The organism is Bacillus paralicheniformis, from assembly GCF_002993925.1.
Classification (GTDB): Bacteria; Bacillota; Bacilli; order Bacillales; family Bacillaceae; genus Bacillus; species Bacillus paralicheniformis.
The window spans coordinates 3,690,625-3,715,194 of the sequence record NZ_CP023665.1; the positions used below are offsets into that span (position 1 = coordinate 3,690,625).

General features: G+C 48.9%; 23 protein-coding genes. 3 read left to right on the top strand and 20 right to left on the bottom strand.

Going from position 1 to position 24,570, the window contains the following annotated elements; genetic code table 11:
• Positions 1 to 4: 4 nt before the first annotated feature.
• Positions 5 to 478, top strand: coding sequence for a hypothetical protein (locus tag CP943_RS18915; RefSeq protein WP_105981243.1), 474 nt, complete (start codon positions 5 to 7; stop codon positions 476 to 478).
• A 354-nt stretch (positions 479 to 832) separates the two neighbouring features.
• Here CP943_RS18915 and CP943_RS18920 read toward each other — a convergent pair whose 3' ends face one another.
• From CP943_RS18920 to CP943_RS18945, 6 genes are all read right to left on the bottom strand, one after another.
• Complete coding sequence (locus CP943_RS18920; RefSeq protein ID WP_023856326.1) at positions 833 to 1,759, bottom strand: ABC transporter ATP-binding protein; 927 nt, start codon at positions 1,757 to 1,759, stop codon at positions 833 to 835.
• Positions 1,759 to 2,448, bottom strand: coding sequence for an ABC transporter permease subunit (locus tag CP943_RS18925; protein WP_020453011.1), 690 nt, complete (start codon positions 2,446 to 2,448; stop codon positions 1,759 to 1,761). The genes CP943_RS18920 and CP943_RS18925 overlap by 1 nt, the downstream gene beginning before the upstream one ends.
• A gap of 336 nt (positions 2,449 to 2,784) precedes the next feature.
• Entirely contained in the window at positions 2,785 to 3,507 is a 723-nt protein-coding gene (locus tag CP943_RS18930; protein ID WP_020453012.1) for a LutC/YkgG family protein, read from the bottom strand.
• Positions 3,504 to 4,937 carry a LutB/LldF family L-lactate oxidation iron-sulfur protein gene (locus CP943_RS18935; RefSeq protein WP_020453013.1) on the bottom strand — a complete coding sequence of 478 codons (1,434 nt, stop codon included), beginning with the start codon at positions 4,935 to 4,937 and terminating at the stop codon, positions 3,504 to 3,506. Before CP943_RS18935 ends, CP943_RS18930 begins: the two co-directional genes overlap by 4 nt.
• A gap of 42 nt (positions 4,938 to 4,979) precedes the next feature.
• Positions 4,980 to 5,696: a (Fe-S)-binding protein gene (locus CP943_RS18940; protein WP_020453014.1), complete on the bottom strand. Its 717-nt coding sequence runs from the start codon at positions 5,694 to 5,696 to the stop codon at positions 4,980 to 4,982.
• A 130-nt stretch (positions 5,697 to 5,826) separates the two neighbouring features.
• On the bottom strand, positions 5,827 to 6,567 hold the full coding sequence (locus CP943_RS18945; protein ID WP_020453015.1) for an L-lactate utilization/bacilysin biosynthesis transcriptional regulator LutR: 741 nt from the start codon (positions 6,565 to 6,567) through the stop codon (positions 5,827 to 5,829).
• A gap of 201 nt (positions 6,568 to 6,768) precedes the next feature.
• On the opposite strand from CP943_RS18945, the gene lutP reads away from it, so the two are divergent.
• Entirely contained in the window at positions 6,769 to 8,460 is a 1,692-nt protein-coding gene (gene lutP / locus CP943_RS18950; protein WP_020453016.1) for an L-lactate permease LutP, read from the top strand.
• A gap of 33 nt (positions 8,461 to 8,493) precedes the next feature.
• Here lutP and rpoN read toward each other — a convergent pair whose 3' ends face one another.
• On the bottom strand, positions 8,494 to 9,804 hold the full coding sequence (gene rpoN, locus CP943_RS18955; protein ID WP_026580131.1) for an RNA polymerase factor sigma-54: 1,311 nt from the start codon (positions 9,802 to 9,804) through the stop codon (positions 8,494 to 8,496).
• A gap of 73 nt (positions 9,805 to 9,877) precedes the next feature.
• On the opposite strand from rpoN, the gene yvfG reads away from it, so the two are divergent.
• Positions 9,878 to 10,093, top strand: coding sequence for a protein YvfG (gene yvfG, locus CP943_RS18960; RefSeq protein ID WP_003185491.1), 216 nt, complete (start codon positions 9,878 to 9,880; stop codon positions 10,091 to 10,093).
• Between the two features lie 15 nt (positions 10,094 to 10,108).
• Here the strand turns inward: yvfG and CP943_RS18965 are convergent, their stop codons facing one another.
• The 13 genes from CP943_RS18965 to CP943_RS19025 are packed head-to-tail and all read right to left on the bottom strand — an operon-like array spanning position 10,109 to position 24,329.
• Positions 10,109 to 11,086 carry a polysaccharide pyruvyl transferase family protein gene (locus tag CP943_RS18965; RefSeq protein ID WP_020453018.1) on the bottom strand — a complete coding sequence of 326 codons (978 nt, stop codon included), beginning with the start codon at positions 11,084 to 11,086 and terminating at the stop codon, positions 10,109 to 10,111.
• A 10-nt stretch (positions 11,087 to 11,096) separates the two neighbouring features.
• Positions 11,097 to 12,242 carry a DegT/DnrJ/EryC1/StrS family aminotransferase gene (locus CP943_RS18970; protein WP_020453019.1) on the bottom strand — a complete coding sequence of 382 codons (1,146 nt, stop codon included), beginning with the start codon at positions 12,240 to 12,242 and terminating at the stop codon, positions 11,097 to 11,099.
• Complete coding sequence (locus tag CP943_RS18975) at positions 12,229 to 12,894, bottom strand: acetyltransferase (RefSeq protein ID WP_020453020.1); 666 nt, start codon at positions 12,892 to 12,894, stop codon at positions 12,229 to 12,231. The genes CP943_RS18970 and CP943_RS18975 overlap by 14 nt, the downstream gene beginning before the upstream one ends.
• Positions 12,894 to 13,496: a sugar transferase gene (locus CP943_RS18980; RefSeq protein WP_020453021.1), complete on the bottom strand. Its 603-nt coding sequence runs from the start codon at positions 13,494 to 13,496 to the stop codon at positions 12,894 to 12,896. The genes CP943_RS18975 and CP943_RS18980 overlap by 1 nt, the downstream gene beginning before the upstream one ends.
• 20 nt (positions 13,497 to 13,516) lie before the next feature.
• Positions 13,517 to 15,073: an MATE family efflux transporter gene (locus CP943_RS18985; protein ID WP_231005573.1), complete on the bottom strand. Its 1,557-nt coding sequence runs from the start codon at positions 15,071 to 15,073 to the stop codon at positions 13,517 to 13,519.
• A complete protein-coding gene (locus CP943_RS18990; protein ID WP_020453023.1) occupies positions 15,070 to 16,089 on the bottom strand; it encodes a glycosyltransferase in 1,020 nt (339 codons plus the stop codon). Before CP943_RS18990 ends, CP943_RS18985 begins: the two co-directional genes overlap by 4 nt.
• On the bottom strand, positions 16,086 to 17,165 hold the full coding sequence (locus CP943_RS18995) for a polysaccharide pyruvyl transferase family protein (RefSeq protein WP_020453024.1): 1,080 nt from the start codon (positions 17,163 to 17,165) through the stop codon (positions 16,086 to 16,088). Before CP943_RS18995 ends, CP943_RS18990 begins: the two co-directional genes overlap by 4 nt.
• A gap of 11 nt (positions 17,166 to 17,176) precedes the next feature.
• The gene (locus CP943_RS19000; protein WP_020453025.1) at positions 17,177 to 18,208 is read right to left on the bottom strand and encodes a glycosyltransferase family 2 protein; all 1,032 of its coding nucleotides are present in this window, start codon (positions 18,206 to 18,208) and stop codon (positions 17,177 to 17,179) included.
• A gap of 44 nt (positions 18,209 to 18,252) precedes the next feature.
• Entirely contained in the window at positions 18,253 to 19,356 is a 1,104-nt protein-coding gene (locus tag CP943_RS19005; protein ID WP_020453026.1) for a biofilm exopolysaccharide biosynthesis protein EpsG, read from the bottom strand.
• Between the two features lie 4 nt (positions 19,357 to 19,360).
• Positions 19,361 to 20,521: a glycosyltransferase family 1 protein gene (locus tag CP943_RS19010; RefSeq protein WP_023856331.1), complete on the bottom strand. Its 1,161-nt coding sequence runs from the start codon at positions 20,519 to 20,521 to the stop codon at positions 19,361 to 19,363.
• Complete coding sequence (locus CP943_RS19015; protein WP_023856332.1) at positions 20,514 to 21,356, bottom strand: glycosyltransferase EpsE; 843 nt, start codon at positions 21,354 to 21,356, stop codon at positions 20,514 to 20,516. The genes CP943_RS19010 and CP943_RS19015 overlap by 8 nt, the downstream gene beginning before the upstream one ends.
• Positions 21,353 to 22,501 carry a glycosyltransferase family 4 protein gene (locus tag CP943_RS19020; protein WP_025810732.1) on the bottom strand — a complete coding sequence of 383 codons (1,149 nt, stop codon included), beginning with the start codon at positions 22,499 to 22,501 and terminating at the stop codon, positions 21,353 to 21,355. The genes CP943_RS19015 and CP943_RS19020 overlap by 4 nt, the downstream gene beginning before the upstream one ends.
• Positions 22,502 to 22,511: 10 nt before the next feature.
• Positions 22,512 to 24,329 (bottom strand): polysaccharide biosynthesis protein, encoded by a 1,818-nt coding sequence (locus CP943_RS19025; RefSeq protein ID WP_105981244.1) that lies wholly within the window; start codon positions 24,327 to 24,329, stop codon positions 22,512 to 22,514.
• Between the last annotated feature and the right edge of the window lie 241 nt (positions 24,330 to 24,570).

A 24,570-nucleotide genomic window follows, 5' to 3' on the forward strand; every position in this document is an offset into this window, starting at 1 on the left:
GAACGTGAAAAAACTTTCGTTTATGGTGATCTTGTCCGTATTGACGCTCGTCTTTGGTTCATCGTCCGTAAGCTTTGCGAAAAACATTCCTGAAGACAGATATACAACACCTACAGATGCTGAATTTAGCCAGATGAAAGAGATTTTAAACAATGATGATATCGAAACCGGCAATTTGCAGAAGGATTACGGCGTGATTGTCAATGATCCCGCTGAAAAAGTCGGCGTCATATCAGACATCCCCGCCGAAAAAGACGACTGGAGCCATGTCAGCTTCCATTCCTACTATGTCGACCTCAACAGCAACACTCTTATCGCTGATGTTCAATTTGAATTCACACAAAACGATGACGGTATATCGGAAACCGAGTACAAAAACGTAACAAACGGAGGCAGGTATTTCGTCAAGATGGACCAAGACGGAAATGTCATTGATGAAGAAACGACCGGCGACATGTCGATTTTGGGGAAATACTAGAAACCGAGCACCCCTTATGGAAAACGCCTTTATTCAAAGGCGTTTCAGATTGTTGACAAAATCCCAAAGCGGCTTTTTGTTTTGGGATTTTGTCATCCTTTCAGCGTGATTGAAAAACCTTGCAGTCTAGGAAGGCCGAGCATCGGAGCGCAGCGAATGTTGGGATTCGTGAGCACCGACGCGCAGGCCTGACAACGAATGCGAGGGTTTGTCGACACGCTGAAACGCCTTTATTCAAAGGCGTTTTTTTGTTCGGGCATTTAATAGATCTATCCATTGACGCCATTCGCATCTGCAAGACTAAAGGCATGATGCCCGAACAGATCCGGGTTCATTCCTATCAAATTCTTTCTGTCAAGAAACAACGCGTTCCTCAGAGCTGTCCAAAAAGATGTCTTCAAGCGACGGTTCATCGACGTGAATTCTGTAGATTCCCACTTTGCAGTTCGTTAATACTCTGACAATGGCGGGAATTTTTTCTTCTGAATTGACGGTGATCGAAATCTCATGGTGATTGAATTGAACGTTTTCACCAGCTGACTCAAGAAAACGGTCGATCAGGCCGAAATGCTGATCGGGAATAGTCGAATGGCGAATGTGAACGCTTATGTTCGACATGAAATGCCTCCTTAATTCATCGAGCGTGCCTTCTATTAAAATGCGGCCGTTTTTCATGATGGCGATTCGCGTACAGATTTTCTCTATCTCATGCAGGTTGTGTGATGTCATAAATACCGTCTTACCTTCTTTTTGCAAATCCATAATCAGCTTTTGAATGTGCAGGGCAGATTCGGCATCGACACCTGATGTCGGTTCATCCAAAAAGATGAGCTCGGGGTCGTGGATGATCGCCTGGGCGATGCCGAGCTTTTTTTTCATACCGAACGAATAGGCGCCCGATTTTTTTTCAGCATGCTCAGTGAACCCAACTCTCTCTAAGACTTCTTCGCACCGCTCAGTCGATACGGCTTGTCCGTTCAGCTTTGCAAAATACTTCAAATGCCCGACTGCTGTCATTGAATCATAGAGGGTCAAATAATCAGGTAAAACGCCGATGCGATGCTTGACGTTTTCAATCGAAGCATCATTTAACAGCAGAAAACTGCCGGCTGTCGGCTCGATAATGCCTGTGATCATATTCATGAACGTAGATTTCCCCGCACCGTTACGGCCGAGGAAACCGTAAATCTCTCCTTTTTCGACTTGGAGGTCGACATGATTGACGACGGTTTTAGCCCCGTAGCTTTTCATCAGCCCTTTTGCCTCGATCACCACATCCATTATAAATCTCTCCTTTTAAACAAAACGATCGCACCGCAAAGAACGATGGCCGCGTAGACAAAGTTGATGAAAACAAAAGAACCGCCCAGCACGGAGTAATAGTACGGTGTTAAATATTTAAACCAGGTGATCATGCCGTTCTCTGAATAAACAGTCCATAAGCTGACCGCGGGAAAGACGAGCGCAAACACGATTCCGAAAAACATGGACATGGCGGGCCTTGAAATCACGATGGAAAATAAAAGGTTCAAAGAGATTGCAGCTGTAAGAAACGCCATGCTGTCTGCATAACTCATCCATAAAAACTCTTTTGAGGCGATCATCACCAAGGTGTACGAAACGAGCATGCAGAAAAACCAAAACAGCCAGACGCCAAAAAACTTTCCCAGAATGATCTTGATCCGCGAGGTTTTCGTCACAAGAAATCTGACCGTCCGGGCATGGACTTCGCGGTTGATCATGTCATGGGAAAGTCCAGCGATAAACAGGAAACCGAGAGCAAAAACAATAACCGCCGTTCCGATTGCGTTTGCATCGCTTCCTAAATCCAATTCGCGCACAAAGTCCGCAGGCGCCTGTTCGATCAATCCTGCAGTCTTATAGCTCACCCAAAACATAATAATAATGACAATAATCGACTTGATGCTTTTAAAAAGACTGATAAATTCATTCAGACATACCGCCCGCATACGAGTCACTCCTTCACTATTCTCCATTATAGTGAGTGAACATTATCGGGAAATAATCTTATCCTTAACATTACCTTAAATTTTAATAGGCTATTTCTTACAGGGGTGTTTCCGAGAATCATAAATGAGATGCAAGTGGCTTGAACCAGCGGCAGAAATGGGGATACAGAGCCGGAAAACTGATAAAAACACCATTTTAATATAACAAGTTCCGCTATTTTATAACTGGCAAAAAAAGTGGAATGATGCGGAAAATCGGGAAATGCCGGAATTGTCATATCGCTAAATAAAAAAAGATTAGCTCTGCATGAGGCTAATCTTTTTGTTATCGTCTAATTACCGGTCAGTCACGACAATATATGCCGCTTTTACCGGGCCGTGGACACCGACTACAAGGTCCATTTCGATGTCGGCTGAATTGCTCGGTCCAGTGACATAGTTGATGCAGGACGGGATGACGTCGCCGTCTGCAACCTTTTGTTTGATCATTGCGCTTGCCTGTGTCATCCGCGGGACGATGGTGCTTTTCGGGACGATCGCAATATATGTCGTCGGCAGCAAGCTGACAGATCGTCCTTTGTCTTTTGAACTGAAGAGGACGACCGTTCCGGATTCAGCAAGCGTGATCTCGCTGAATGTCACGCCGATGTTAGCCTGTTCGGCCCGCTGGATATTTTCATCTCCGGCCGCTGCATTCCATTCCCACACTTTTGTCCCCTCATTCGGCCACTTGTCTGTTAACAGGCCTGACAGTCCGTACTCTTTAAAACGGTCATCTTTCGGAATGATGACAGGCCCGCCTCCAAATCGTGATGCTTGTTCATACAAGGCATCATGCAAGCCGATGACATCCGTTTCAATCAGCTCCGTATGAATCTTTCGGCAGTGGTCCTTTAAGACGCCGACAAGCTCATCCTGTGTATAGCCTTGATATACCCGGTGCTGCGGCTGATACGTATAATCGGGAACGGTGACACCTGCCGAACGCCTGTTGCGGCCGAGCCTTTCCGCAATCCGGTTTAAAAAGCCGTCTTTATTTTGGATTGTTCCGTTTGTCATCTGTCTTCCCCTTTCTCTTTCCGTCTGTCCTCAAACCAGTCGCGGAACCTTGACTTGTTCGGCGCGGGGAAGTCGCGAATCTGGGTCCACTGTTTTAACGGACCCGGTCCCTTCGTTATTTTGCCGTCTTCGTTAAACGGCTTCATGGCTGCCGGCGCCCATTTGGAGCCCATTTTATATAGAGATGGCGCAGAAGTTCCCAAGCCGAACGCTTTCATCGCGAGCTTCTCGGATATCGGTGCGCGCCCTTCTTTTTCAACGATGCGCTGCCGGTGCTTCAGAAGCAGTTCGTGAAGCGGGATTTTTACCGGACATGCTTCAGAGCATGCCGCACATAACGAAGAGGCGTACGGCAGTTCTTTATAATCGTCATATCCGCCGAGCAGCGGCGACAATACGGCTCCGATCGGGCCTGAATAGATCGAACCGTAAGAATGCCCGCCGACATGGCGGTATACGGGACAAACATTGATGCAGGCCGCACAGCGGATGCATTGGAGGACGGATTGAAACTCCGTTCCGAGAATGTTCGAACGCCCGTTGTCAATGATGACGAGGTGAAACTCTTCGGGTCCGTCCGCTTCACCGGGCAGCCGCGGCCCTGTCAGCGCCGTGATATAGCTTGTCAGCCGCTGTCCGACAGCGCTTCTTGTGAGCATGCCGACGAGAACCTCAAACTCGTCGAATGAAGGGACGATCCGCTCCATCCCCATCACGGTAATCTGCGTCTTCGGAACGGTCGTGACGAGACGTCCGTTTCCCTCGTTTGTGACAAGGCTGACAGACCCCGTATCGGCAATCGCAAAATTGCAGCCCGTAATGCCGATGTCAGCCTCGAGAAATTTCTTTCTGAGCACGGCGCGCGCGTGCATGACAAGCTCTTCCGGCTTTTCGGTGTTGCGGTAGCCGATCCGCTCTTTGAAGACGTCGCGGATTTGCTCTTTGTTTTTATGCAAAGCAGGTGCGACGATATGTGACGGCGGATCATGATCATCGATTTGGAGGATGTATTCGCCCAAATCGGTTTCGACCACTTCGCAGCCGTCGCGTTCAAGCGCCTCGTTCATGTTGATTTCTTCGGTCACCATTGATTTTGATTTCACGATTTTTTTGCCGTTTTTCTTTTTCACGACATCGCGAATATAGCCTGTCGCTTCTTCGGCCGTCTGTGCAAAGAATACGTACCCGCCTTTTTTGGCGACATTTTCGGCGAGCTGTTCTAGGTAGTAGTCCAGGTTTTCGAGCACGTGCTGCCTGATTTCCTCGGCCTGAGACCGCCATTCTTCCCAGTTCCCGAGCTCTTCCGCCGCCTCAAGACGGCGCGCTCTCAAGCGCTCCTGCGCACTTGAAACAGCCCCCCTCATAAACTCGTTTTCGAGCCCGTCTGATACGCGCTCTTTAAATTTCTGCGTTCCGATCTTCATTGCCATAACGAATGTCCCCCTCTATCTGTGAAATGACCGGATGTCTGTTTATCTGCTGTTCAGCACTTCTGCGATGTGCATGACTTCAATCGGCTTGTTCTTTCTCCCGATCCGTCCGCCGATATTCATCAAGCAGCCGCAGTCCGCCCCGATTAACACATCTGCGGCGGTTTCTTCGACACACGCCACTTTCTCATCGACCATCTGTTCGGATATTTGCGACATCTTCACCGAAAAAGTCCCCCCGAATCCGCAGCAGTCGTGTTTGCGCGGCAGCGGCGTGAACTCCAGTCCCTTCACATGCCGAAGCAGCTTCATCGGCGCGTCTGTGACGCCCAAAAGCCTTGTCATATGGCATGACGTATGATAAGTCGCCTTTTTCTCAAGTGTCGCCCCAACGTCTTCAACCTTCAAAACGTTGACGATAAAATCGGTCAGCTCATACGTTTTGTCAGCCAGCCGCTGCGCTTTTTCCGCCCAGGCCGGCTCATCCCGGAAAAGGTGCGGATACTCCTTGAACATAAAAGCGCACGATCCTGAAGGGCTGACGACGTATTCGGCTGATTCAAATGTCTCAATCATCCGTCTCATCGCTTTTTTGGAATCTTTGACATAGCCGCTGTTGTACGCAGGCTGGCCGCAGCAGATCTGCCCTTCGGGAAAATCCACTTCACATCCGAGCCGCTCAAGCAGTTCAACCGTCGCTTTTCCGACATTTGACTGAAACATGTCAACCAAACACGTGATAAACAGTGATACTTTCATCTTGATCCCCTCTCCAACCCGATAAATCAGGTCATCTGATGACTTGGTTAGAAAACCCTCTTTCTCCATCTTACACCTTGGTAAAATTTTTTGAAAGGGGTTTCTTTTTCGTTTTCACTCGGGCCGCTGCTTATATGGCCGGCTCGTCGGCCTGTTTCGTTTCTTCAAAATATGAGGCCAGCACATTTTCCACATTCGTCAGATGATTGTGCATCGCCTGTTCTGCTTTTTGGCCGTCTTTTTCCATCACAGCCTGATAGATGGCATCGTGTTCCTCATAAAGGCGCTTAACGGTTGTGTTCTTCGAGAACAGCCAAATTTTGCGCGTCTCCCTCATCGTCTCAATTAAGAGTGATGACACATGATTCATCAAGCCTTTCAGCAGATCGTTTTGCGAGGCGCCGGCAAGCGCAAGATGAAACGCGAGGTCGGCTTTTTCGCCAAGTTCGCCGTTCCCATCCGCCTGCTTCATATCCTCAAGTGCGGCCTGCATGCGCCCGAGATCTTCTTCTGTGCGTTTTTGAGCCGCACTTGAAACAGCTCCGATTTCAAGAATCTTACGGACTTCGAGCAGTTCAGCGACGTCTTTCTTTTTCATCAAAAGCGCAGCCGAAAGGGGGATGGAAATTTGCTCAGGCTCAAACCTTTTCACATACGTTCCTTCCCCCTGCTTCATTTCGACCATCCCCATCGCTTTTAACGCAGACAGCGCTTCCCTGACGGCCGAACGGCTGACCTGAAAGCTTTCGGCGAGCGCCTGAACGGAGTCAAGCTTATCACCTGGCTCAAGCTCTCCGCTTTTAATCGATTCAAGAAGCGCTTCTGCGACTTCTTCGTATATTTTTTTCGTCTTGATTTGTTTGTATTTCAACTTTTTTCACCTCGTAACCAGACTGGGCATGATGCGCTATTTTTTATTATACCGTTCTTTCCGTCCGGAACATATAGACTTCGGCTCCATGCAAAAAAAGATTGTAATTTATGACATTGAGAAATATAATGCTAAATGATCAGTCTTATCATCATGTCATCAGATGACTGAGTGAGACTTTGAACAAAGGGGGAATTGGAGATGGGATGGACGCAAGATTATACTCCGCTGGGGAACAGTTTGCTGCTCTCTTCGCTTGCAGCGCTTATACCGATTTTGTATTTTTTCTGGGCTCTGGCAATCAAAAGAATGAAAGGGCATACAGCGGGTGTGTCGACTTTGCTGATTGCGCTCGCGCTGGCCGTTTTCGTATACGGCATGCCCGCTCATCAGGCTGTGATGTCGGCTTCACAAGGGGCGGTTTACGGGCTGCTTCCGATCGGCTGGATCATTGTGACTTCCGTTTTTTTGTACAAGCTTACAGTCAAAACCGGCCAATTTGAAATCATCAGGAGCTCGGTATTATCGATCACAGATGACCGCCGTTTGCAAGCACTTTTGATAGCGTTTTCATTCGGGGCGTTTTTAGAAGGAGCGGCAGGCTTCGGCGCCCCTGTCGCGATCTCGGCCGCATTGCTTGTCGGCCTCGGCTTCAATCCGTTGTACGCGGCGGGCATATGCCTGATCGCCAACACGGCGCCTGTCGCTTTCGGAGCGATCGGCATTCCGATTATCGCGGTTGAAGGGCCGACGGGGATTCCTGCGATGGACATTTCAAAAATGGTCGGACGCCAGCTCCCATTTTTATCTGTATTTATTCCGTTTTATTTGATTATCATCATGAGCGGCTTGAAAAGGGCTTGGGAAGTGCTGCCGGCGATTCTCGTGTCGGGTGTCTCTTTTGCCGTTACACAGTATGTAAGCTCAAACTTTCTGGGGCCTGAGCTCCCGGATATTTTGTCAGCCATCGTATCGCTTATCGCGCTCGCTGTATTCTTAAAATTTTGGAAACCGAAAACGATATTCAGATTTTCACATGAAAAGGAAATGGCCGCTGCCGCGGAGGCGCAGCAGCTTGAACATCAAAAGGCCTCATACTCGGCTGGGCAGATTTTCAAGGCGTGGACACCGTTTTTGCTGCTCACGGCAATGGTCTCCATCTGGGGAATTCCAGCTGTCAAACAGGCGCTGACAGGCCATTACGAAGGGTCAAATCCATTGCTGCTGTTCATTAGTGATATCGGCGGCAGGCTGACGTTCGCGCCCGGTGTGCCTTTTTTGCACAATCAAATTCTCGATGGCTCCGGAAAACCGCTTGAAGCTCTTTATAAACTTGATCTCGCCGGATCTGCGGGAACGGCGATCCTGATTGCCGCCGTACTGACAAAGTTTGTCACAGGCATGCCTTGGAAAGAATGGGGCGCCGTGTTTACAGAATCGCTGAAAGAACTCGGCAAGCCGATATTAACGATCGCTTCCGTTGTCGGTTTTGCCTATGTCACCAACTCTTCGGGCATGAGCACAACACTTGGCATGTCCCTTGCGATGACGGGTTCAATGTTCGCATTCTTTTCTCCCGTTCTTGGCTGGCTCGGCGTCTTTATAACCGGTTCAGATACGTCGGCCAATTTGCTTTTCGGCAGTCTGCAAAAAGTGACGGCACAGTCGGTCGGAATGGAGCCGGTGCTGTCTGTGGCGGCCAACTCTTCGGGCGGCGTCACCGGAAAGATGATCTCTCCGCAGTCGATTGCTGTCGCCTGCGCAGCCGTCGGACTGGCAGGAAAGGAATCCGATTTGCTGCGCTTTACACTGAAACACAGCCTGTTTCTTCTGTTCCTGGTTTGCATGATCACGTTCCTGCAGCATCACCTGTTTGCGTGGATGATCCCGTAAAAAAGCCGCCGGCGTTCGTGCCGGACGGCTTCTTTATTGATATCTCTTTCTGACAGACGAAGGCAGTATATTAAGCTGATCGCGGTATTTGGCGACGGTCCGCCTCGATATGACGATGCCGTGCTTTTCGTTTAAAAGGTCGGCCAGCTTCTGGTCTGAAAGCGGTTTCATTTTATTTTCTTCATCGATCAGCCGACGAAGATGCGCTTTGACTGTGTGACTTGATGTATGTCCGTCAGCGGCATCCTTTACCTTCGCCGAAAAAAACCGTTTAAGCTCGCACAGCTCAAAAGGCGTCTGCACGATTTTCCCTTTGACTGCACGGCTTACTGTTGATTCGTGAACCCCGAGGGCATCGGCGACTTCTTTTAATGTGAGCGGCTTCAGTTCATCTTTCCCTTTTAAAAAATAATCTTTTTGACGCACCATAATTTCCGCCATCACCCTCCGCATCGTTTCCCGTCTTTGCCTGAGGGCATTGTCGAGCCATTTCCACTGCTTGAACTTATCAGAGATATAAACGGTCGCCTCGTCTTTTGACTGGCGCTGCAAAAACGGCTCGTAAAACGCGTTAAGCTGGATATCGGGAAAAGAACGGCTGCTGAGCTCAAGCACCAATTTTCCATCCTCGGCTGAAATGATGACATCAGGCTCGATATAGACTCCGCCTTCATCCGTGCCATACATCAATCCGGGACGCGGCGACAGCTCTGCAACAAGATCTTGTATGTCCTGAAGCTCTGAGAGCGAAAGGCCCGCTCTCTCAGACAGCTCTTTCCATCCTTTTTTGGCAAACAGGTCAAAGTATAGGGAAATAACTTTTTCCGCTTTTGCCGTCTCCTTTGGCAGACGCTTTAATTGGATCAGGATGCATTCCTGAAGCGACCGCGCTCCGATGCCTGCCGGATCAAGAGTCTGCAGCTTGCCCAAGACTTCTTCCACTTCTTCTCTGGTGACAGCCAGCTCGGAAGCGATAAAGGCGATGTCTTCTGTCACATATCCGTTTCGATCAAGGGATTCGACCAGGTAGCTGAAAATCCGCTTTTCCCGGTTTGACAGCCGGAGATCGAGCGCCTGCTGTTTCAAGACGCTTTTGATATCTTCACGGGAATGCGCCGTCTCAGAGCGGCTCATTCCTTCATTTTGCAAATGACGATTCGTTTTATGGTAAAATGATCGGGGAATATCGGGGTCTTTTCGTTCGATCAGGGGGTTTTCCAATGAGAGTTCGTCAATCCGGCTGTTCAGCTCGGCCGACGAATACTGAAGCATATGAATGGCTTGGGCAAGCCCTTGCGTCAAGTGAAGTTTTGCCGTTTGCTGCTGCTGTACATGCAAGTTCATCATATCTCCCCTCCCACTATTAGTTTACACGATCGGTTCCGTACCGTATAGACTTAAAAAAGGAGTGTTACCATTGACAGAACTTTTCTCTGTACCCTATTTCATAGAAAATTTTAAAACCCATATTGAAATGCATCCAAATGAGGATAAAATTCACGCAATGAACAGCTACTACCGTTCAGTCGTGTCAACGCTTGTCCAAGACCAGCTGACAAAAAACGCGGTCGTCTTAAAACGGATTCAGCATTTGGATGAAGCCTACAACAAAGTAAAGCGCGAAGAAGCATAGCAAAAAAACCGCCTGTCATACGTGAACAGGCGGTTTTTCTGCTTCTTCCGGATTGTTTTGAATCAGTTTTGTACTCGGGATATCCTTCATCCATGTGTTGTAGTAATTTGCGTTTTTTCCGTAGGAGTTGTCAATCACGACATTTTCTTTTCCGAGCAGACACGATAAGATGTGGCCGTGCAGCCTTGAAGTAACGACGGATTCATAGCGGTTGAAAAAACGGATTGATTTGTCGACGAGGCTGTCCGAATAGCGTTTCCAATAAGAAGCGATCGGCAGCGGATTGCCGGCTTTTTTGTTGAGGACATTGATCGTCTGCAAGCGTTTGATTCCGCGTTTGTCGCCTTCTGACAAGATAACGTTCCAATCGTACGTATCCGGCTCCTCTGCTTTTTGCAGGCTGCTGTTTGCTTCTTTGTCGGTTCTGATCAACCGCAGAACGGACTCAGAAGGCTTTTCGGCAGGTGCCGCGATCGGCCAGAGCTGGTGAGCCATATCGGGCATCATTCTGATGTTTTTCACCCCTTCGAAATGCTTGAGAGCAAATTCGAAGGATGCCTTTTCCCGCGTGAATAAGTGCAGATCCGGGTGAGCCGCCAAAATGCCGCGCGTTTTTTTTGCATTTTCTTCATGTTCATAATAAATCGACTGCGGCAGAATGACGATCCGGTGGTCCGGGTAATGTTCGACAACCCGTTCCCTGAACTGCTGAAAGTGAGGGTACAAATCGCCGAAATTGCCGCCCCCCTGACAAACGATGATGGCGTCCTTTGGAATGCGGCGGCCCGGAATAAAATTCTCTGCATTCCATCTTTCGCGCACCTTGATGCCGTATGCTTCAAAAAAAGCTTCCGTTCCTTTCATGATCAATAAGTCTCCGACGTTTCCATAGAGCGGGTAGTCCAAGTAAACGACTGATGAATGTCTTGGGATGACATCCAAAATTTCTGCCAGCTTATGCTTTAAGCTGTCCATGGAATATGTAATCGCCATGTTTAGCACCTCATTTATATTTAATCCGGTCGGCCACGATTTGAATCACCCGGTCCTGCTCTTTTCGCGTCATACTTGATCCTGACGGCAGGCAGAGCCCGCGCTGAAATAAGTCGCAGCAGACAGAGCCTTGGTCATCGTGCGGATAAAAGGCCGCTCCTTTAAAAAGGGGCTGTCTGTGCAACGGCTTCCATAACGGCCGGGCTTCAATGTTTTCATTTGCGAGCTGTTCAATGATGTCCGCCGGTGTTGTTTGAATCTTTGCTGTATCAAACGTTAATGTCGTGAGCCAGCGGTTTGACATGCCGGCTTCAGGCATGAATTCTATACCTTCGATACCGGCGAGCGCCTCCTGATAGCGCTCGAAGATCGCCCGTCTGGCGTGTACCCTGTCATCCAGGACGGCGAGCTGAGCGATACCGATTCCGGCCAGGACATTGCTCATCCGGTAATTGTAGCCCGCTTTTTCGTGCTGATAATGAATGGCGGGCTCGCGCGCCTGAGTGGCTAAAAAGCGCGCCTTCTTCAAAGCGTCTTCATCATCGCTGACAAGCATTCCTCCGCCTGATGTGGTGATGATTTTGTTGCCGTTGAACGAATAAATGCCGAAGCGTCCGAAGGTTCCGCTTTTTCTGCCCTTATAAACAGAACCGAGCGATTCGGCCGCATCTTCAATAACAGGGACGGCAAATCGATCGCAAAGCGCGATAATCTCGTCTATTTTCGCGCTTTGGCCGTACAAGTTGACGACGATGACGGCTTTCGGAAGATTTCTGGCCCGCTCCGCTTCGTCGAGCGCCCGTTCAAGCGCCTCGGGCGACATGTTCCATGTATCCCGTTCAGAATCGATGAAAACCGGCTCAGCCTGCTCATATATAATCGGATTGGCGCTCGCTACAAACGTAAAGGAAGAACAGAAGACCGTATCGCCTTTGCCGACGCCGAGCAATTTCAACGCCAGGTGGATTGCGGCTGTTCCTGAGCTGACTGCCGCGGCACCGGACGTCCCCGCATAGGCGGCAAGCTTTTCTTCGAATGTATCGACAAGGGGACCGAGCGGCGCGATCCAGTTTGTCCGAAACGCTTCAGCTACATAGCGCTCTTCGTCTCCGCTCATGTGCGGCGGGGATAAATAAATTCGCTTATTCTGACTCATGTTTTTCACCCTTTTTACTGCTGTGATATTTAATTTTTCTTGCAGGGACTCCGACAGCGGTACAATCATCAGGAATGTCGTGAATGACGGATGATCCCGCTCCCGTTACGCTCCAGCGGCCGATTGTCTTTCCGGGAATGACCGCCGTTCCCGCTCCGAGATGAGCGCCTTCCATAACTGTCACACCGCCGGTTAACACCGTTCCCGGCGAAAGATGAACGTAATCGCCGATCCGGTTGTCATGTTCGACGATCACACCTGTGTTGACAATCGTGTGGATGCCGATGTGGGCATCCGCTTGAATAACGCTCGACGCCATGACAACGGCGCCGTTTTGAATCCGGGCCGAACCGCTGATCACGGCGGACGGATGAATCAAAACCGCATACCGGTCAAGTGGAAGGCCGAGACGTTCATACAGCTTCTTTCTGATGCCGTTTTGACCGACAGCTAAGACGAACTTCACGTCCGGATGCAATCGCGCAAGTTCTTCTGCTGCGCTTGAAGGCCCGCGATACAGACCGTTCTCGACATGAAGCTCCGCATACCGGTCATCGAGAATACCGGCAAGCGCAGTATCAGGCCGTGCTTTTACAAGATCCAGAACGACTTTCCCATGGCCGCCGGCTCCGATGATCACCACATTTTGCATCAGGCATTCCTTCTCCCCGTAAATTTTTCTGCTGTCACATGGCGGTCCTGGCTGACGCCTTCCGACTTCAAGACTTTTACGATAGTCAACAAAAGGATTTTGAGATCAAGCAAAAAAGAACGATGATCCACATACCAGACATCAAGTTCAAACTTTTCCTCCCATGTCACTTTATTTCTCCCGTTGATCTGCGCCCAGCCCGTGATGCCCGGCTTGACTTCATGCCGTCTCCATTGCCGCTTCGTATAGAGGGGAATATACTCCATCAAAAGCGGCCGCGGCCCGACGAGGCTGAGATCTCCTTTGATGACGTTGATCAGCTGCGGCAATTCGTCGAGGCTCGTTTTTCTGATCAGCCGCCCCGTCTTTGTCAGCCGTTTTTCATCGCTTAGCAGATTGCCTGCTTCATCTCTTTCATCAGTCATTGTTCTGAATTTATATAATGTAAAAGGCTCGCCATTCAGCCCCGGACGGGTTTGGCGAAATAAAACAGGCGAGCCGATTTTCCATCTGATGAGGCAAGCTGTCAGGATCATGGCCGGACTGAGCGCGATCAGCAAAATAACCGACAATGAAAGATCGAAAAACCGTTTCGCTAGCACGAAAAACGCACCCCTTTCTTTTATTTAAAAAATCCCTTTTGAAACGGGAAGGATAAAGAGCATCGAAATGCTTGGAGCCTTGTTGTGACAATATGCCGTTCCGCTTTCGTCAACATGACGAAATAGGCAAACAGGCCGTATGTCCCCGTCGCAGCAAGCGCCGTGACAAACAGGGACAGCAGGCTGTCGATTGCAAATAAGTATTGAAGAGCGTAACAGACAGCCAAGGTAAATGAAGCACCGGCAACCGGCCTGTATATACCTTTATAAAAAACCCTTTTTCTTTCACCCGTAATCTTTGACGCATAAATCGGAGTGAAGACGACATTTTTCAGCATTAAAGCTGCCGCACCGGCCAGCGCAATTCCGTAAAGGCCGAGTCCCGCCGGTCCGCTCAGCACGATGGCAAGCAGCAAATTGACAACGCCGAAGGCAACCGTGGTCAGCGCCGGTGTTCTCAGCTTGTTATAGGCGGTAAAAATATAAAAAAGCGGCGCCGGGCTTAATGAAACAACCAAATAACCCGCATGTATCAGTAAAAGCCATTTCAAATGTTCGAATGAAGGGCCAAGCCACAGCGACAGAAACGGGCCGGCAAGCCCGCCCAGAAGCGCAGCCGGCAAAGCGAGCAGAATGCCGTTAATTCTGACGGCCTGGTTGGCATAGCGGACGAGCCCTTCTTTGTAGCCTTTTGAATAATAGAGTGTAATCGTAGGTGAAAATACGGCCGCAAGCGTTCCCGAAAGCGTCCGCAATAACAGCGGAAACTGAATGATCGCGGCGTACATGCCGGATTCGGAAACCCCCAGCATCACATTCGCCACCATTAAATCGATTTGCAGAAACAGCAGGACGCCGACTTGGCTGACGGAGCTCCATCCTCCCGCCTGAAGCAGTTTTTTGCACTTTGCAAACGACATATCCCTCACACGAAACGTAAACCATGGGATCAATTTCTTAAAGAAAAAGATCGACAGGATGCACGCCGAAGCGGTTGCGATAAGAGCGGCGAGCTGAATGTGCCAGATCTTCGGTGCAAACCACGCGAAAATCAACAATACGCTCAAGACGCGAATCAGCATTTGGACGGCCTGGATCGTGCTTGTAATATAGATTTTATTGGCAAAAAACGGACCGGCGGCAAATCCCGACATCACAAAGGTCAATAAAAACAGCAGGCTCCCGATCAAAAGCGCGATCTGCACATCCCCCAAAAGACCGGCGGGAACGCGAATGATCTGATCGATAAAAAACACCGTGCCGCCAAGCGGAAAAAACAAGATGACCGAAAGCACCAGTGATGAAACGATGTAGGTATTCATATAGCCCCTCGCTTCATCAAGCGCCCCCCTGTGGGCGGAAACAGAAAAAAACCGGACAACGACCGCGCTCAAGGCAACCGTAATAATCGAAAAGTAATTGATCATATTCTGCGTGAGATGGACAAACCCAAACGCCTCAACACCGAGGTTCTTGATGACATAAGGCGTCAGCCACATCGAAAACAGCACCGATAATAAAAAAGACGCCACATTGGCGCCGAGATTCAAAATAAATGTCTTATTCAAAAGGCTCATCCCTTACTGGGCAGATTTCGTTTAAAAAACAATTCGAGCAGGATCGGAATATTCAGCTTGCATAGCAATAAAACGAGCCGTTGGCCGATTAAAAGATTGCGGTTGCGGAGAGACGTTGATTTGACGCACGACTGCACCATCCGGTAAGACAAAATGTCTTTAATGTGCCGCCTCACCTGCTTTGAAGGCTTCGGTTCCGCACAGGCATTGGCTAAAAGCATCGGAATTTGATGTTTGCATGTGTACGTTTCCAGATCGTCCGCACATTCATCCAAAAGCTGAAACGTCTCATAGAATCTCCTTTTCGCCCGGTACTGCCTTTTCAGGCTTTCGTCCATGTACGGTTTAAACGGCACCTCCGTCAGGCTATCCGGATTGCACCTGTACATGTAGTAGCCGTCATCGATCGCTCTTACCCGTTTCGCTGCATAAAAGGCGTACAAATTGAACGGCGAATCCTCTGCAAAACGAATGTCTTCAAAAAAGTACAACTGGTTTTTCTTCAGCAGATCGCGCCTGTACAAATTCCGCCACACATACCAGATGAAGCGGGTTTCGTGCGCCTTTTTGAGCTCGCGTTTAATATCCCAGCTCAACAAGAGACGATCGGTCGGCAGCGGCGGCGGGAAATAGGTGTCTTCCGCATCGGAATGTTTATGATACCCGCACATGACGATATCAAGGTCGTCTTTTTTGGCAGCGGCGTACATGTTTTCAAACATGGCAGACAATACAAAATCATCACCGTCGACAAATCCCACATAATCTCCTGTCGCGGCTTGAAGACCGGCATTTCTCGCCGAGCTCAGCCCGCCGTTTTTTTTATGAATCACTTTCACTCTGGCATCCAGGCTGCAGTACTTTCTCGCTATCTCCCCGGATCTGTCAGGAGAGCCGTCATCGACAAGGATGATTTCAATATTTTTCAGCGTCTGCCTGCGCAGGGAATCGACGCATTCTTCTATATAATCTTCGACATTGTACATCGGAACAATGATACTGACAAATGGCTTCATTGGACATCACCCATAATTTTCTGTCTTAAATCTGTGAAATAATGCTCCCTTGACGGAGTCTCACGATACGAATCACCGGTCTTAATCAGCTCTTCAATTGCGCCGAGAACCTCTGCCGCATCGGGATTTTCCACAAGCTTCATCGAAGGAACGCTTTTCAGCCAGCGAAAGCCTTCAAGCACCTTATGATCAAAAGAGCGGATCACAACGCACGGAGTCCCTGTAATCGCACAAAAAATCATGCCGTGCAGCCTGTCTGTCACAACGACCTCCGCACCTCTCAGCTGATCCCAAAGCCGATTCAGCTCCTTCTCGCGGGACATGCGGCTGACCCTCCTGCCGATCGTCGTTGTAAAAGTTTGCACGCCGCCGTATTCGTCGCCGACAGCCTTCATCAGTTTTTCACGCTCTTCCGGTCTGAGAAAGCTTTCTTTATCCTCTCTTAAACAAACCAGCACACCGTCTCTTTCAGACTGCTGTTCTTTCTTTAAATAAAGCACCATATCAGGCTGCTTCACAATCGTTTGCTTTGAAAAATGCTGTTTCATAAATTGATAGGTTGTATCATCGCGCGCCATCATAAACAGCCGGCGATGGGAGTTGTAGACTTTTTTCGCTCTTTTCAGCTCCTTTTTGCCGCGGGGCGTCTCGGAAAAGTGCGCGGTGGCTGGGAGCTGGACAATTTTATAATGCTTGAATGTTTTGATAATAAAGCGCCTCGTCCATTCCTCATTGCGGTACAAATCCCCCATGTTTCCTCCGCCGATGATGAACACCATATCCTCGGGGTGGCGGATGCGCATGAGGGCTTTTGCATGTTTGTAAATATCGTTGATGCCGATTTCAATTAATTCAAAATCGGGAAACTCGTTTTCTATGAATGTCCGGCTTGCCAGGGCAATCGCGTGATCTCCCAAATTATCATGGGACGGAATTAAAGTCAGAATGATTTTTTTCTTGCCTTTGTATTGATCAAAACGCTTCAAACCCGGCGTTCCCATCACATATTCAGAAGGATATTTCACCTTGAGCAAAAGCCATTCTGCAAGATTGATCTTCAGTTCCTGAAAGGTCATTTCCTCACCGCCTATTTCTTCATTCTGTGCTCGATCATTTTCTGGTAAATGGCCGCAAATCCATACACTGCCGGCATAAACCGCAAGCGAATCAGCATAAGGAGAAGCTTCTTCTTCGAATCGAATGCCGACATGTCCACCGCGGGAATTTTCCCCCTGAATTCCGGACAGGCGCATATGCTGCGGATATTTTTATATTTTTCTATTGAAGGATTTTGGTTTCGGCTCTTGCATTCATTTAAAATACTGATGCAGCCGTGGTTGACGATAAAGACGTGCAGCGCCTCCTTTAAAGCCGGAAGCTCTCCGTGCTTTGTCAGGCAGTCAAGGTTCGCTTCATAAAGAGCGAGCCCGTCTTCAAACAGCCCCGCCTGATACTTTTGGACGATGGACGACAGGTGGACCCTGTAATGATAAAGCGGCTTAGTCACGAACGCCGCCGTATTCGCATATAGAAGGCATCTGAAGCTGAAGTATTGATCTTCGATGTTTTCCAGCTCGTCGCGCAGCGGGAAAACGAGCTTATGCTGCTCAATCAGGCTCCGCCTGTAGAGCTTGTTCCAGGAAAAGCCGCTTACTTGACCCTTTAATAAAGCTTTTATGAATGCCTCTTTCGGCTTTCCTTCATAGTTTTTCCCGATGTCCGGGCAGACCGTTTTTCCGGTATCCTGAATTTCGACGGCATAATCACAGATGACAAGGTCGGCATCCTCATCCTTTGCTTTTTCATACATAGATTGGCAATAGTCCGGCTCAATCCAGTCGTCGGAGTCGATGAATGCCAAGAACTCGCCTGACGCCGCTTCGATCCCTTTATTGCGGACAGCGCCGAGGCCCTGATTCTCCTGCCGAATCGTTTTGATGCGTCCGTCCTTTCGGGCGTAATGATCAATGATCTTCTGGCTTCCGTCTGTTGAACCGTCATTAACGATAATGATTTCGATATTTTTTAAGGTCTGGCTGATCAGCGATTGCAAACAATTCGGCAAAAAAGCTTCTGTATTATAAACAGCGACCAGTAGACTAACTGCTGGATTTTCCAATGTGATGACTCCTTTGTCGAAATTTTCACAAGATATTCCGCTATTCAACGTTCAAAAATCGTTCTGTAAGGCAATACCGACGAGTCGAACGGCATGAGCATAAAGCTGTATAAGAAGTAACAGATCAAAATCAAAACATACAGAAGCGCGTTCGATTTCGGTTCGAAAATCCGTACAAAATAAGGAACGAGAATCAGCTGATAGAGCCCGAAATAAATGTTGAACCTCGCAAAAATGACATCCTTTGTCGCCAAAATTCCGAACAGGAAACCGATCAGACAAAGGTTGACGATATAATCGACTTCGGGCCAGCGTTTTCTGAGCTGCTCCCTGAAGCAGAATGCAAGTACGAGCGGGAGAAGAAGAACGATGATTTTAATGGCGTTCATGCCGTTCGTATTTTTCATCAGCCATTCTTCGTAATGTCCGTATTGACTGTTTTCAAGCACGACAAGGAATACGGACAAAAATTTTTGATACAGAAAAGTTCCCGCCAAAAATAAGAGCATGAGGCACCAGAGGACAGGCGACCACGCTTTTCTTCTGACGATGAAATAGACAGGAATCATGATCAAAGCCGAAGAATGAAAAAGCGAACAGATCAGCACGACGATCATATAGCGCACCAGCTTCCCATCGATCAGATACCGGACCGCCCAAAACAGAATGGCCGCCGCCATGTATTGGCGAATACCGTTAAACGAAGCGTAATAGTGAAACATGCCGATAAAGAGAAACATGCTCAACTCAAACGGCCTTCCATACACATATAGCGTCTTGACGATATAGATATAGGTAATCGCGGCAACGACGGCAAACATGAGCGCCGGATCGGCTGAAATCTGGTTTAATATCCATAAGAGTGCGGTAAATCCGGGATCTGTCGACGACTTATCTGTTCCGAAACCGAAGATCTCCCAAATGTTGTTGTATTTTCCGGCTAATTCGTAAAGCAGCATATAGGTGTGGTAATCCGTTCCGACCTTGTATCTTAAGCCGGCAACGATAATCAAAGACGCGAGCGGAACGACGGTGAGGATCGCATTCGGACGGTAGCCCGTCGGCAGCCTGTGATCTTCCCTGCCGTACATTTTCGCAAACCATGACCAGATGAAAACAATCCCCATATTCAACATGTAAACAGACATACACTCACTGTCCTTCTGCCGCGGAGATTGAATAGATGTCCATCAGTCTCGCCAAATTTGCTTTTGCATCATAGCCTCTCTCTGCCAGGCTTCTCTCAATCTCCGGCCATGCAGGCTTTTTCGCCTGAGCGGCACGGCTGATATCCTCAGCCCACCGTTCAAAGCCGGCATTTAAGCTGAGACGGGTCAGCAGGCCGAGTCCCAAATCGGTTTCCTCTGTAATATGGTCTGATACAATACAAGGAAGCCCTGACGCCTGCGCTTCGACGAGTACGAGAGGGAGCCCTTCAAACAAAGACGGCATGGCAAATACATCAAACGTCTGCATGAGAGCCGGGATATCTTCGACGACGCCGAGAAACAGAATGTCGTCTTTTACACCGAGAGCGGCGGCTTTTTCTTCCATCTGTCTGCGCAGCGGACCATCACCTGCGAACACCGCTTGAAAAGGCGTGCCCGATTTCTTGAAATGAGCGGCAAGCCCGAGCAGAAACGCGTGGTTTTTCTGTTCAAAAAAACGGCCGACATGTCCGATAACCAATGCGTCTTCCTTGATGCCGAAGCTCTTTTTTGCATCCGTCTTTGAAAAGCCGTTCGCTTCTTTGAAGCGGTCAAGTTCAATCCCGTTTTGCAAAAGATGGACCGCGTTTTCGCCCATCTTTTTTCCGCCGAATAAAAAACGCCCGGCATCTTTGCCGCAAGCGCACAGATCCGTAGCACTGGAGAAAATCAAACGGCGGAATGCGAGGAGCTGCCATGTATCCCAAAACCGGGGGTTAGGCTTCCAGGCCGTGTTGTGGGAATGGCAGACCCTCACCGGAACGCCGGCGAGCTTGGCCGCCAATGCGGCAAACCCCGTCTGAAAATCCGTATGGGCGTGCACGGCGGCATACGGCCCTTTCTCAACCAAAATCCTTCTGATGTTTTTGATGTAGGCGAGAGGCCCCGACCGCCCGATGCTTGGTACATAAAACACCCGGCCGCCGCGCGTGATGATCTCCGGATCATAATCGCACGTTTCTTCCCGGTGGGAAATAAAATCAAATTGAATATGCCGCCTGTCTGTATGGCGGTATATATTCATAATCATCGTCTCCGCTCCGCCGCGGTTCATTCCGCTTACGATGTGAAGCACCCGTTCTGGTCTCACGCTTCCGTCACTCATGTTTTACGACCCCTCCGCCTTCATTCATCAATCTTCTTTTATGGTATTTGTTCATGATAAAAGGAGGCATGAGCCCCCTGATGATGGGTTTCATCATATAAATGTAGTCTGAGAGCGGCAGCTTCAGCCGTCTGCAGGCGGCAAAGACGATAAACGCATTGTCAATCGAGTAGCTGAACTTTCTCCTTTTAAACGCCGATTCGTCTTCCCTTACTTTGTATAAAGCTTCCTGAAGGTTATAGCCCGTGTAGCCCGCTTCAAAAAAACGGAGCCACAAATCGATATCTTCCATCCTTCTTGTTCTCCGGCCGACCCGATAGCCGTCCAGCGCCTCGTACACTTCCGCTCTCATCATGATCGTCGCATGGCAAAACGGCGTTCCTTTCGCCATGATTCTCGGCCCGGGAGAGGGAGGAAGCATTCTGACGCCTCTGATCCCGTTTTCGTCGAAGGCCATCATTCCGCTGCCGACGACATGATAATGAGATTGTGATTCAAGAAACGCGACCTGTTTTTCAAAACGCCTTGGCAAAGAGATGTCATCTCCGTCCTGGCGCGCGATATATTTCCCGCCGGCGTACCGGAGACAGTGGTTTAGCGAAGCAGCCAGCCGCTGATTCTTCTCGTTTTTAATCAGCTTGATCCTATCTGCGTAATGATCGGCATACCGCCTGGCAACAGCATATGTCCCATCTGTTGATGCATCGTCGCATATAATCAGTTCCCAATTTTTATAGGTTTGATTTAAAATCGACTCGATGCTCTCTGCGATCGTGTCCTCACAATTGTAGACTCCCATAATGACAGAAACTTTCGGCTTTTGACCCCCTGTCATCCTTTCAGCCTCCTTTCAACTGTTTCATGATCCATAAAGGAAGAGTAAATGCCCGCCATTTCTTTGACGGTGCGCTGCTGGGAAAAAGCGGCGGCCGTTCGTCTCCCCGCGTCCCCCATCTTTTTTCGCAAAGAAGGCAGACGGTACAGCTGCAAAATTCGGTCGCTGAACGTTCCGGCGTCTCCCTGCGGAATCAAAAATCCGTTCACGCCCTCTTGAATAACTTCCCGGTGTCCGCGGTTGTCCGCTGCAACGGCGGGCTTTCCTGCCGCCATTCCTTCCAGGAGGTTCATGCCGAGCCCTTCCCTGATGCTTGAAGCGACAGACACATCGGCAAGCTGAATCCATTCGTGGATGTTTTTTTGAAAACCTGCAAACGTGACGGTCGAAGAAACGCCTTTTTGTTCAGCGAGACTTCGGTATTTTTCTTCCATCTGCCCTTTTCCTGCAAACACGAGCTTTAAGTTTGGGGCTCTATCTTTTAAAGCAGCCGCCGTTTCGATGAGCAGCGCCTGGTTTTTATTCGCGTTCAGTTCCGCGGGATATATGAGAATAAAGTCGTCTTCTTTGAAACCGTATGTTTTCCTGAGCAGCATTTTCTCTGTTTCGCTGACAGGATGAAAGCGCTCGGTATCGACGCCGATGCCATGAATTTTTTCTGTTCGCAGCGCCTTGCGCAAGCCTTTTGCAAGGACGAAATCTTCTTCATTGATCGTGATTAGGCAATCGGTCAAAGCGGACAGCCCTTTTTCAATCGGATAGTATAGCAGCCAATTCTTTAAAGGTGCACCTTGGCAAAAGTGAAAACCGTGAGCGGTATAGATCACTTTCGTTCCCTCTTTTCTCTGTTTCCGGGCCGCAAGCCTTGCCAGCACGCCTCCCATCGGCGTATGGCAATGAATGATGCTGTACCGGTTTTCGTCAATGATGCGCGCCAGCTCCCGATAGGCTGCGATATTGCTTGCATTCAGAGGAGAACGCCTGATGTCGATATCAAATTTTTTGTCTGTATAAGGCAGTGCCATATCTCCTTTTGCGGCGATATGAACGTTCCACCCCTGCTCTTTAAACCATTTTAAATATGGGAGGTGGAAGGCCTTGAAATGGTAATCCACAGTAGCGCAAAACAAAACCGTTCTTGTCATGTTCTTCCCCCTAGTGCGCTGTCACCAGCTTTTTCTCATGCTGGCCGATCGCTTGGAACAAGCGTTCTCTCAGCTCGCGGTCTGACAAATACATAAATTCCTCCATGAATGTCTTCAGCACCGTTAGCTCGACGTCGACCGCCTTGCCGATATGAATCTTCGGAAAAACCTGCTCTGCCAGCACTTCATTTTGATTCAGCAGCTCTTCGTACATTTTTTCTCCCGGGCGGATGCCTGTAAATTCAATTTTGATCTGGTCTGTCGTATAGCCGGAGAGCTGGATGAGATTTTTGGCGAGATCGACGATTTTGACCGGTTCGCCCATATCGAGCACGAAAATCTGTCTTCCTTTGGCAAGCGCCCCCGCCTGAATAACCAGCCTTGAAGCTTCCGGAATCGTCATAAAGTACCTCGTCATGTCCTGGTGTGTGACAGTGACCGGACCGCCTCTAGCGATTTGTTTTTTGAAAATCGGAATGACGCTTCCCCTGCTGCCGAGAACATTTCCGAAGCGGACGGCGACAAATTTGGTTTTGCTCGTTTTGCCGAGATTCATGATCAGCATTTCTGCGAACCGCTTCGTCGCCCCCATGATATTGGCAGGGTTGACCGCTTTGTCTGACGAGATCAGGACAAAAGTTTCCACTCCGGTTTCGTCGGCGGCTTCAGCGACGTTTTTCGTACCGAGGATATTGTTTTTGACAGCTTCTTTCGGGCATTTTTCCATCAGCGGCACATGCTTGTGTGCAGCTGCATGATAAATGACATTCGGTTTGTAGTGTTCCATCAGCAAAAACATTTTCTCTCTGTCCTGTATGTCGGCGATTTCCGGATAATAGGCGACATGCTTTCCGAACTTCTCCTGCAGTTCCAGCAGAATCGAATGAATGCTGTTTTCTCCGTGCCCGACTAAAACAATCGATTTCGGTTTAAATTTGCTGATTTGCCGGCAGATTTCCGAGCCGATTGAACCTCCGGCTCCCGTCACAAGAACGACGCGGTCCTTGACCGTATTGGAGATTTCGCTTGTATCAAGCTGGACAGGCTCCCTTCCGAGCAAATCTTCCACTTTGACATCGCGAAGCTGGCCGACAGGATGTCTGCCGAGCAAAATTTCGTCTATTTTCGGCATGATTTGCGTTTTGATCCCCGTTTGCGCACACGCCTTGTACATGTCCTGCATCTGAGTGACGCTTAAAGATGGAATGGCGATGATGATCCGGTCAATATTCCACTGCCGAACCGCCTGCATGATCTGCTCTTTTCCGCCTAAAACGGGCAAACCCATGATTTCAAGCCGGTATTTCGTTTTGTCATCATCGATAAATGCGACAGGCTTAATGTTCAATTCCGGCTTTTGCACAAGCTGTTTTGCGATCAAACTGCCGGCAGAGCCGGCTCCGATAATCAGCGCTTTTAAGGATCCTTTGCTTTCTTTGTTCACCTGTTCCCTGATGATGCGCCACATCATCCGCGACCCGCCGATCAAGATCAGCTGGAACAGCCAGCTTAAACATAAAAGGCGAACCGGAACGTTTTGAAAGAAAAACAGTTCGAGGACCGCCGTCACAAGATGGGACAAGGTAATCGATTTAAGCAGCACATATAATTCACCGATGCTTGCGTACTCCCACACTTTTTTGTAAAGGTGGAAGCAATGGGCGAATAAATGCTGAGCCCCAAGCAGTATCAGTGAAGTCATCAGCAGCATTTCCGAAGGGTATAAATCATATGATGGCGAAATCAGCTGATATCCGATAAAGATGGACAGCAAAACCAAGTACGAATCGAGTGCGGTAATAATGGAAAGCCTTCTCCGATATGTCAATTTCCTACCTCCTAATGTATCTTTCTAGCTGATAGGATCTTTTAGGGCAAAATCCCATGAGCTAAAAAGATACGGGCGATTTTCAAATTTAAACCGAGCACGTCAATTAAATAAAAATGGGCATTTAACCCGTCCTCACGCTCCGCCATCGACGACTTGCGTCTAAGGCAGACGGGTAGTCTGCCCACGGTAGAGCCGAGTGCCTCCATCGGTAAAGGCAAGGAGACATCACCTAAAGCGG

What these genes read in the sequence shown, in the direction of transcription:
- CP943_RS18975 (WP_020453020.1), bottom strand. Translation starts at nt 12,894, where the DNA reads ATGCAAAATGTGGTGATCATCGGAGCCGGCGGCCATGGGAAAGTCGTT.
- lutP (WP_020453016.1), top strand. Translation starts at nt 6,769, where the DNA reads ATGGGATGGACGCAAGATTATACTCCGCTGGGGAACAGTTTGCTGCTC.
- CP943_RS18990 (WP_020453023.1), bottom strand. Translation starts at nt 16,089, where the DNA reads ATGAAGCCATTTGTCAGTATCATTGTTCCGATGTACAATGTCGAAGAT.
- rpoN (WP_026580131.1), bottom strand. Translation starts at nt 9,804, where the DNA reads ATGAACTTGCATGTACAGCAGCAGCAAACGGCAAAACTTCACTTGACG.
- CP943_RS18930 (WP_020453012.1), bottom strand. Translation starts at nt 3,507, where the DNA reads ATGACAAACGGAACAATCCAAAATAAAGACGGCTTTTTAAACCGGATT.
- CP943_RS18970 (WP_020453019.1), bottom strand. Translation starts at nt 12,242, where the DNA reads ATGAGTCAGAATAAGCGAATTTATTTATCCCCGCCGCACATGAGCGGA.
- CP943_RS18985 (WP_231005573.1), bottom strand. Translation starts at nt 15,073, where the DNA reads ATGAGCCTTTTGAATAAGACATTTATTTTGAATCTCGGCGCCAATGTG.
- CP943_RS19020 (WP_025810732.1), bottom strand. Translation starts at nt 22,501, where the DNA reads ATGACAAGAACGGTTTTGTTTTGCGCTACTGTGGATTACCATTTCAAG.
- CP943_RS19010 (WP_023856331.1), bottom strand. Translation starts at nt 20,521, where the DNA reads ATGAGTGACGGAAGCGTGAGACCAGAACGGGTGCTTCACATCGTAAGC.
- CP943_RS18940 (WP_020453014.1), bottom strand. Translation starts at nt 5,696, where the DNA reads ATGAAAGTATCACTGTTTATCACGTGTTTGGTTGACATGTTTCAGTCA.
- CP943_RS18920 (WP_023856326.1), bottom strand. Translation starts at nt 1,759, where the DNA reads ATGGATGTGGTGATCGAGGCAAAAGGGCTGATGAAAAGCTACGGGGCT.
- CP943_RS19005 (WP_020453026.1), bottom strand. Translation starts at nt 19,356, where the DNA reads ATGTCTGTTTACATGTTGAATATGGGGATTGTTTTCATCTGGTCATGG.
- CP943_RS19015 (WP_023856332.1), bottom strand. Translation starts at nt 21,356, where the DNA reads ATGACAGGGGGTCAAAAGCCGAAAGTTTCTGTCATTATGGGAGTCTAC.
- CP943_RS18935 (WP_020453013.1), bottom strand. Translation starts at nt 4,937, where the DNA reads ATGGCAATGAAGATCGGAACGCAGAAATTTAAAGAGCGCGTATCAGAC.
- CP943_RS18925 (WP_020453011.1), bottom strand. Translation starts at nt 2,448, where the DNA reads ATGCGGGCGGTATGTCTGAATGAATTTATCAGTCTTTTTAAAAGCATC.
- CP943_RS18995 (WP_020453024.1), bottom strand. Translation starts at nt 17,165, where the DNA reads ATGACCTTTCAGGAACTGAAGATCAATCTTGCAGAATGGCTTTTGCTC.
- CP943_RS18965 (WP_020453018.1), bottom strand. Translation starts at nt 11,086, where the DNA reads ATGGCGATTACATATTCCATGGACAGCTTAAAGCATAAGCTGGCAGAA.